Annotated in this window: 9 protein-coding genes; 3 read left to right on the top strand and 6 right to left on the bottom strand. The window is 73.0% G+C overall.

The window, feature by feature from the left end:
• Positions 1 to 130: 130 nt before the first annotated feature.
• Both ACI79K_RS20355 and ACI79K_RS20350 read right to left on the bottom strand, forming a co-directional pair.
• Positions 131 to 493 carry a VOC family protein gene (locus ACI79K_RS20355; RefSeq protein WP_456600616.1) on the bottom strand — a complete coding sequence of 121 codons (363 nt, stop codon included), beginning with the start codon at positions 491 to 493 and terminating at the stop codon, positions 131 to 133.
• A 68-nt stretch (positions 494 to 561) separates the two neighbouring features.
• Positions 562 to 1,152 (bottom strand): hypothetical protein, encoded by a 591-nt coding sequence (locus ACI79K_RS20350; RefSeq protein ID WP_456591298.1) that lies wholly within the window; start codon positions 1,150 to 1,152, stop codon positions 562 to 564.
• Positions 1,153 to 1,202: 50 nt separating this feature from the next.
• Here ACI79K_RS20350 and ACI79K_RS20345 point away from each other — a divergent pair, with 50 nt between their 5' ends.
• Positions 1,203 to 2,291 (top strand): DNA glycosylase AlkZ-like family protein, encoded by a 1,089-nt coding sequence (locus ACI79K_RS20345; RefSeq protein ID WP_456600615.1) that lies wholly within the window; start codon positions 1,203 to 1,205, stop codon positions 2,289 to 2,291.
• A 2-nt stretch (positions 2,292 to 2,293) separates the two neighbouring features.
• On the opposite strand, the gene ACI79K_RS20340 is transcribed toward ACI79K_RS20345, so the two are convergent.
• The 3 genes from ACI79K_RS20340 to ACI79K_RS20330 form a co-directional block, all read right to left on the bottom strand.
• On the bottom strand, positions 2,294 to 2,971 hold the full coding sequence (locus ACI79K_RS20340) for an alpha/beta fold hydrolase (RefSeq protein WP_456600614.1): 678 nt from the start codon (positions 2,969 to 2,971) through the stop codon (positions 2,294 to 2,296).
• Positions 2,972 to 3,073: 102 nt separating this feature from the next.
• Positions 3,074 to 3,376, bottom strand: coding sequence for a transcriptional regulator (locus ACI79K_RS20335; RefSeq protein ID WP_456600613.1), 303 nt, complete (start codon positions 3,374 to 3,376; stop codon positions 3,074 to 3,076).
• Positions 3,366 to 3,809 (bottom strand): hypothetical protein, encoded by a 444-nt coding sequence (locus ACI79K_RS20330; protein ID WP_456595668.1) that lies wholly within the window; start codon positions 3,807 to 3,809, stop codon positions 3,366 to 3,368. The genes ACI79K_RS20335 and ACI79K_RS20330 overlap by 11 nt, the downstream gene beginning before the upstream one ends.
• Before the next feature lie 50 nt (positions 3,810 to 3,859).
• Between ACI79K_RS20330 and ACI79K_RS20325 the strand changes: the two genes are divergently transcribed.
• Positions 3,860 to 4,234 carry a type II toxin-antitoxin system Phd/YefM family antitoxin gene (locus ACI79K_RS20325; RefSeq protein ID WP_456600612.1) on the top strand — a complete coding sequence of 125 codons (375 nt, stop codon included), beginning with the start codon at positions 3,860 to 3,862 and terminating at the stop codon, positions 4,232 to 4,234.
• 94 nt (positions 4,235 to 4,328) lie between these two features.
• Here the strand turns inward: ACI79K_RS20325 and ACI79K_RS20320 are convergent, their stop codons facing one another.
• Positions 4,329 to 5,240: a hypothetical protein gene (locus ACI79K_RS20320; RefSeq protein WP_456587815.1), complete on the bottom strand. Its 912-nt coding sequence runs from the start codon at positions 5,238 to 5,240 to the stop codon at positions 4,329 to 4,331.
• Positions 5,241 to 5,837: 597 nt separating this feature from the next.
• Here ACI79K_RS20320 and ACI79K_RS20315 point away from each other — a divergent pair.
• Positions 5,838 to 6,065 carry a hypothetical protein gene (locus tag ACI79K_RS20315; RefSeq protein ID WP_456587816.1) on the top strand — a complete coding sequence of 76 codons (228 nt, stop codon included), beginning with the start codon at positions 5,838 to 5,840 and terminating at the stop codon, positions 6,063 to 6,065.
• Positions 6,066 to 6,068 lie beyond the last annotated feature (3 nt).

Raw genomic sequence — 6,068 nt, 5'->3', positions numbered from 1 at the left:
GGGGGTGGGTGGGGGGGGGGGGTCGGGGGGGGGGCGGGCCCCCCGCGCGGCGCCCCCCCCCCCCCCCCCCCCCCCCCCCCCCCCCCCCCCCCCCCCCCCCCCCCCCCCCCCCCCCCCCCCCCCCCCCGCCTCAGAGTTGTTGGGTCAGGTTGACGGCGTTGCCGTCCGGGTCGGTGACGTGCGCGACGCGCTGCCCCCACGGCATGTCGTTCGACCCGTGCGGCGCCGCGCCGCCGAGCTCCGCGACCCGGGGGAGGACGCCGTCGACGTCGGGGACCTCGATGCTCAGCAGCACCCGCCCGGGGGTGCCGGCCGCGACGCCGGAGTCGGCGGTGAGGCCCAGCTCCGAGCTCCCTACCCGCAGACCCAGGTAGGACAGCGGCCCCTCCTCCGGGAAACGGTCGGTCTCCTCCGCGTCGAGGAGACCGACGTAGAAGGACCGCAGCCGTTCGAGATCGGGCGTGACGACGATCGGGCGGACGGTGGGGGACATGCGGGCTCCCGGGGTGCGTGGTCGGCGGTGGTGCTGGGTGGACCGCCGCCGGCGCGAGAACTGAGCGGTCAGCCCTCCCGGATGAGCAGCCAGCGGGCGAACGCCGCGTCCGCGTGCAGCTCCGTCCGCCAACGCACCGACAGCCGGAAGGCTCCCGGCGGCACGACCAGCAGGGGGCTCGCGTCGGTGGCGGCGCCGGCGGCCAGCTCGCCGGAGTCCGGCGTCGGGCCGGGGGACTCGGGCAGCAGGAAGGCGCCGTCCTCGCCCGTGCCGTCCAGCGCCGCGCTGATGAAGGCGAGCCGGCCGCTCGGGACGGACACCACGTCGCCGACCTGGTCGTGGGCCTCGGGGAAGGCCAGCGCGGCGTCCAGGGCCTCCCGGTAGTCGCCCGCGGTCGCCTGGACGACGGCGATGCTGCCGTCGTCGGCGCGGAACACCTCCAGCCAGCCCTCGTCGCCGACCTCGGGGTCTGTCAGCACCAGCGCCGCGGTGCTCCCACCCAGCCGGATGCCGGTGAGCTGGTAGTCCAGCTGCGGCACCAGCGCCTCGTACCCCTGCTCGCTGAGGCCGCGCCAGTGCGGCAGCAGGTCGCTGTCGAGGGCGAGGAAGGGTTCGCCGTCGGTCCAGCAACGGCCGACGTGGGTCCAGGTGCGCGGCATGGTCCGATCATCGTCCCCGTCCGCGGGCGGCCGCCGCTACGGTTCGGCAGATGTCGGCGCACAGGCTGGACCGGGACGAGGCGCGCGCGATCGCCGTGCGCGCCCAGCTGCTGGACGGCCACCGACCCGAGAGCCTGCTGGCGACGGTCCGCCACCTGACGCTGCTCCAGGTCGACCCCACAGCGGCGATCGCTCCCAGCGCCGACCTGGTCGCCTGGAGCCGGCTCGGGAGCAGCTACCTCCCGGCCCAGCTGACCCGGGCCCTCGAGGACCGCAGCCTCGTGGAGCACAACGCACTGGTCCGGCCGATGGAGGACATCGCGCTGCTGCTGGCGGGCATGGCCCGCTGGCCGAGCAGGGAGGCGTCGCGTGCGTGGCTCCAGGCCAACGAGTCGTTCCGGCGCGACGTCGTCGGGCGACTGCGCTCGTCCGGGCCGCTGCTCTCCCGGGACATCCCCGACACGAGCTCGGTGCCGTGGGCGTCCACGGGCTGGACCCACGACCGCAACGTCACCCAGATGCTCGAGTTCCTGATGATGCGCGGCGAGGTCGCGATCGCGGGGCGGCGCGGCCGGCAGCGCCTGTGGGACGTCGCCGAGCGGGTCTACCCGGCCGGTCTCACCGCTGTGCCGCTGGAGGAGGCCCGCCGCATCCGCGACGAGCGGCGGCTGCGCGCCCTGGGCCTCGCCCGGGAGAAGGGGGCGTCGGTACCGGGCGAGCCGGTCGACGTCCGCGACGCAGGGGAGTCCGCGACCATCGAGGGGGTGGCCGGGACGTGGCGGGTCGACCCCGCCGCGGTCGGGCAGCCGTTCGCGGGGCGGACCGCGCTGCTGTCACCGTTCGACCGCCTGGTGCACGACCGTCGGCGCGCGCTGGAACTCTTCGGCTTCGAGTACCAGCTGGAGATGTACAAGCCGCGGGCCAAGCGCCGGTGGGGCTACTTCGCGCTCCCCGTCCTGCACCACGACCGGCTGGTCGGGAAGCTCGACGCCACCGCCGATCGCGCCGGTGGCCGGCTGGTGGTGCACGGCGTCCACGAGGACGTGCCGTTCACCGCGGCCGTGCGCAACGCGGTGCGGGCCGAGATCGGGGAGCTCGCGCGGTGGCTCGGCCTGGTGGTGGACGCGCCGACCCGGTGAGGTCAGCCGGCGCCGGCCAGCACGTCGGCGAGCGGGCCTGGCCGGCTCAACGCCACGCAGTGGCCGGCGTCGATCTCGACGGGGCGCACCCCGAGGCGCACGGCCGCCAGGCGACGCAGGAAGCCGGCCGGGAAGAGCCGGTCCTGCGTGCAGACGACGACGGTGGTCGGCACGTCCGGCCACGCCTCGAGCGGCCACGGCTGCGCGCACGCGGCGGTGGAGGGGTGCGCGCGCTCCCTGCTGATCGCCTCCTCGGCCAGCGACCGGGGCACGTCGTGGTAATAGGCGACGTACGGGTCGTCGCTGCCGGTGCGGCCCCCGTCGCGGGCCGCCTGGGCACGTGCCGCCTCGGCATAGCCGCTGCTGATCCACCACTCGTCGGGTGCCTCACCAGGTGCCGGGACCATCGCGGCCACCAGGACCAGCGCCCTGGCCCGGAGGCGGGCAGCCACCAGGGGAGCGGTGAACCCGCCGAACGAGTGACCCACCACCACGAGGTCGGGGGCGGCGCCCACCGCCTCGACGACCGCATCGGCGTAGTCGTCGAGCGTCAGGGAGTCGTCGCCGGCCGGGAGGTCCGGTGCGACCGCGTGGTGGCCGCGCCGGCGGAGGTCGGACTCGACCAGGTGCCAGTACCACCCGTCGTCACCGGCTCCGTGCACCAGTGCAAACGTGCTCACCCGGGCCTCCCATCGTCTGTCACCGGCGTGCTCAGGGAAGACCCGCGTGGTCCACCGAACTCATCGGCGATCCGGGCGCCGCGACGGGCGACGGGCGCCGGCTCAGCCGGGGTCGGAGGCGACGATCTCCTTCAGCGCACGGACGTGACCGCGGTAGGCGCGGCTGCCCTCGCTGGTCAGTGCCAGCCAGAGCCGGCTGCGGGCATCGCGGACAGCTTTTTCCTGTGTGACGTAACCAGCGTCGGCAAGCTGGCTCAGGTGCTTGCTGAGCGCCGACTTCGAGATGCCCAGCTTCTCCTGCAGCACGGTGAACTCGACCTTCTGGGCGGCGCTGAGCATCGCGCAGATGCGCAGCCGGTGCGGCGCGTGGATGACCTCGTCGAAGGCCGGGGCGTCAGCGCTCATGCCCGTACTCGCGGCCGTAGCGGTACCCGGTGACGAGGACGGCGCCGGCGACGACCGCGGCGCCCGGGAACCAGATCCACCAGGCGTCGGTGAAGGCCTCCACCAGCCAGCAGGCCACGAACGTGCCCAGGACGACGGCCAGGTACCCGACCATGTCGGCCGGCTGCACCGAGGCGCCGGACACCCCCTCCGGGTTGAACCAGTACCGGTGGGCGAGCAGGCCGCTGATGACCACGAGGGGGAGGACCGCGAAGGCGGCGGTCTTCGGGGGCAGCAGCTGGGCGAGGGCGACCCCGGCGACGACCGCCGCCATCACCACGAAGAACCAACGGGGGATCGGCGGATACCGCACCGCGTCCTGGTCGCGCGCCAGCTGGGCGAGCGTCTCGCGGGCTTCCTCGGGGGACGGTGATCGGCCGCTAGGAGTTTCCATATGGGAAACAGTAGGGCAAAGTTTCCTCGACGGCAACACTGGCCACCCTGGTGGCGAGGCGGATCTGTGCCCGCGCGGCGGGGGGGGGGGGCGTTGATTGGGCCCTGACACTGGATCCGTGGCGAGAACCGTGCGCGTCCACGAGGCGACGACACACCTGTCGGCTGCTGGAAGCGGTCGGGGCAGGGGAGGACGTCGTCATCACTCGCGCTGGCAAACCGGTTGCCCGCCTGGTCGCGGCCGGAACCCGGGCGGTTCGGCGCGTACCGGGCTCGCTGCGGGGCCGGACGAGGATCGCGGACGACTTCGACGAGATGCCCGAGGGGGGCGCTCGCGGCATTCCGAGGCGTCGGCCCGTGACCTTGCCGGCGGAGCTCGGTCGGCGTTGGTGGTCCACGGAGCCGAGTGCGGCGACAGGATGGTGATGGTGGCATTGCCGCCGGCCCATGTCCGGTGGGCGGTCCCCGTCATGCAGGGAGCGGCTCGCGCACCCTGACCTGGCCGTTGCCGGCGCTCAGGTCAGGTGAGTTGCTCGTGCCGGAACGTCTCGCCGTGGGGGTAGATGAGCTCGACCTCGAAGCAGTCTGCGGCGACATGCTCGAGGAAGCTGCGGGCGGTCCCGGTGGGTGCGGCCGGGAGGAGGACCGCGATGGACTCGACGGTGGTCCGGTCATCGAGCGCGGAGGTGTTCGCTGCGTACCGGTAGGCGGCTGCCTGAGCCCATGCGTGAGCGACGGTGACGACATCGGCGGCGGCTTTCGCCTCCACGACGCGCCGGACCGTTGGCTCGTACACGTCGGCTCGCAGTTCACCGATGGGGTGCTCTCGGAGGTAGCGGTGAGGGAGTGTCGCGACATACGCGGCGACGAGGTCCGCTTCGAGCTGCTGGCGGGCGGGAGAAGCCGGTGGTTGCACGGCGATGGCTTCAGCCCGTTGAGCGAAGCGGCCAGCCGTGTCGAAGCGTGACGGCAGGTCGGTCCGCTGCCAGTACACGCGGCTGCTCTTGAGTTCGTGACCTTTCAGCAGGGTGTGCATGGCCTCGTAGACGTCGCAGTGCCGGTAGCGGCCGTCGAGCTCCTCGAAGGTCTCCCAGATGGACCGGCTGCCGCCCGGGCGGTCGTTGCGGGTGCAGGGCCACGGCAGAGACAGGACGGCGGCGGCGACCTCATGGAGGGGTGCGGGTGCGGCGTCGCCGGGGCGGGGGTGGCGCATGCGCTCGGGGGCGTGGGCGAAGCACATCACACCGGTGCGTTCGAGGTCCAGGACGGCGCGGAGGACTGCCGGGGTGGCCTCGGCCGTGTAGCCGCGCGCCTTGAGGTGGTCGATGACCTCGCTCCACTGCAGCAGATCGTCTCCGAGGTGCTGCTCGATATAGCGGGTCGCGACGGCAGTGACGTGGTCGAGGTTCTGCGAGGCGGAGGCGGTGCTCATGACGGTGAACGCTACGACGGCCACGGGCTCGTCGGTGCTGGGACGCTGTACGGCGTCGCGCCCACCACCTGGCGGAGCTGGTCCTGCATCCGTTGCAACAGTCCCTCAGTTAGTTGACATAACGTCGATTATCGGCGCGATAGAACGGGGCGCGAGAAGGGGCTGACACCTGTCGGGAATCGCCCAGGTCGGCCGGCGTGATGACCGTCCACCGCAGGCGTCGCCGCCGCGGCTTTTGACGCCCGAGGCCGATGCCGGAGGCCGATGTCGGAGGCCGATGTCGGGACGCCGCTCGGGTGCCCGTTGCCGACGTCCCGCCTCACGACCCCGCGGCTGGGTCGGCAGCCGGCTGCCTGTGCGCACTTGCGGGCACCTCCGACCTCCGGCTCGTCCGACTCCCCCGAAATTGATCTTGACTCGGGACGTGCGCCGCCCGTCGAGCGTTCGTGCGGCCCGTCCGCGACCCCCGGCATCCGGTCCTCCGCGACCACCCTCCCCGTCCGCTGACACCAGCATCGTTACGTCACAGTGACGTATTCACTGTGGTGTCGGTCGTTCGACAGGCGGACCACCGTCGGGCTTCGTAGGGTCGGGCACATGAGAATCCGACGACCGTTCGCCGCACTGCTGACTTCGCTGGCGCTCTTCGGCGGAGCTGCGACGCTGACCGCGTGCGGGGATCCGGCCGGGCTGGATCGCAATGACGGCAGCACCGACGAGGTCGTGGAGACGGTCGACCCCGAGGACGCCGACCGGGAGAACCTGCCGGACGTCAGCAACCCGGAGACCGACCAGAACACCGACGACGACACGCAGGGCGACTGAGGT

It is taken from the genome of Blastococcus sp. SYSU DS0616 (assembly GCF_054051015.1).
The sequence above is the reverse complement of the archived record's forward strand: the minus strand, read 5'-3'. Positions and strand labels throughout refer to the sequence as shown.